This is a genomic window from Actinomadura sediminis, from assembly GCF_042675525.1.
In the GTDB taxonomy this organism is placed as follows: Bacteria; Actinomycetota; Actinomycetes; order Streptosporangiales; family Streptosporangiaceae; genus Spirillospora; species Spirillospora sediminis.
In genome coordinates this window covers 1-1,442 of the sequence record NZ_JBHTJA010000248.1, presented here as the reverse complement: position 1 = coordinate 1,442, position 1,442 = coordinate 1, and the positions used below count along the sequence as shown (strand labels likewise).

Here is a 1,442-nt window from a genome sequence, read left to right as displayed (position 1 = left end):
GCGAGGACCTGCGCGGCGCCGCGTTCGGCGCCCCCCGCGCCCTCGGCGACACCGCCGACGCGGCCCGCGCCGTCCGCGGCGCCGCCGCCCCCGGCACGTTCGGGGACTGGCTCGCCGGGCTGTTCGCGCTCGCCCGCCAGGAGGTCCTGGACACCGGCGGCGGCCTCCTCGGCGTGCTGGACGAACTGGTCGCCGGGCTGACCGACCACGAGTTCCTCGTCGCGCTGCCCGCGCTGCGGCAGGCGTTCGCGTTCTTCCCGCCCCGCGAGCGGGAGACGATCGCGCACGGCCTGCTGGAGAGCCGCGGCGTGCGGGGCTCCGCACGCGCCCTGCTGCGCCCCGCCGCGGTCGATCCGCTGCTGGTCGCCGAGGCCCGTGACCTGGAGGAACGCGTGGGCCGCGCCCTCGCCGCCGCGGGCCTCGCGGACGTCCCCGGACAAGGCCGCCGCGAGCAGGGCCGTACTGAGCAGGGCCGTACTGAGCAGGGCCGCCCCGAGCAAGGACCGAAGGCATGACGACCCCCGACCTGGAACGCTGGCGGCTGATCCTCGGCCCGCCCGCCGATCCCGCCACCGGCTGCCCGGCCGGCGACGCCGCCGCCCGCGACGCCGCCCTCGACGCCGTCGCCGGGCTGCGCGCCGACGCCCGCGGCCGGCTGGAGTCCCAGCAGCTCGCGACCGTCGCGCTCGCCCGCCGCGTCCAGTCGGCCATGCACCGCGTCCAGGCCGAGGCCGCCGTCACCGCCGAACGCCACAGCGACCACGCCGAGGTCTACCTCGCCTGCCAGGCCATCGACCACCTCGCCGCGCAGTCCGCCCGTCTCGCCCAGGGCCTCGCCGTCGCCGCCGGGACGTGGGAGGGCCAGCAGTGGGACGCCCCGATGCGGCTCGCCGAGGTCGTCCAGTCCGCCGCCGCCCGCATCGAGGACTTCCAGCGCGTCCGGATCGAGGGCGACCCCGACCTCGCGGTCGGCCCCGTCGTGCTCGAGGCCGTCATCCACGTCCTCGCCGAACTGCTCGCCAACGCCACCGAGTCCTCGCCGACCGCCGCGCCCGTCACCGTGCGCGTCACCGCCGCCGCGCAGGGCGCCGTGTTCCGCATCGACGACCACGGCGCCGGCCTCGAGGAGCCCCGCCTCGCCCGCGCCCGCGAGCTGCTGGACGGCGCCCGCGAGGTCACCCTCGCCGAGATGGGCGAGGTGCCGCGCCTCGGCTTCGCCGTCATCGCCCGCTACGTGCGGCGGCACGGCTTCAAGGTCAGCCTCGGCGAATCCCCGTACGGCGGGCTGCAGGCGGTCGTCCTCGTCCCCCGCGCCATGGTCGCCGACCCGCCCGTCCCCGGGCGCGCCGGCGCGCCGCCGGACGACCCGCCGCCGCCGCCCGGCCCGCCCGGGGGGCCCGCCGATCCCGGGGACGTGCTCCCGCAGCGCGCCGGCCGCCGGG

The 1,442-nt window shown here is 79.3% G+C and carries 2 protein-coding genes; both read left to right on the top strand.

Translation table 11 applies throughout. The features are described from left to right. Window positions 1-515: DUF5682 family protein (locus tag ACFQ11_RS37705; protein ID WP_378307744.1), on the top strand; the 515-nt coding region annotated here is incomplete at its 5' end. Further along, window positions 512-1,442 (top strand): ATP-binding protein (locus tag ACFQ11_RS37700; RefSeq protein WP_378307742.1); only part of this gene is annotated, 931 nt, incomplete at its 3' end. The genes ACFQ11_RS37705 and ACFQ11_RS37700, both read left to right, overlap by 4 nt.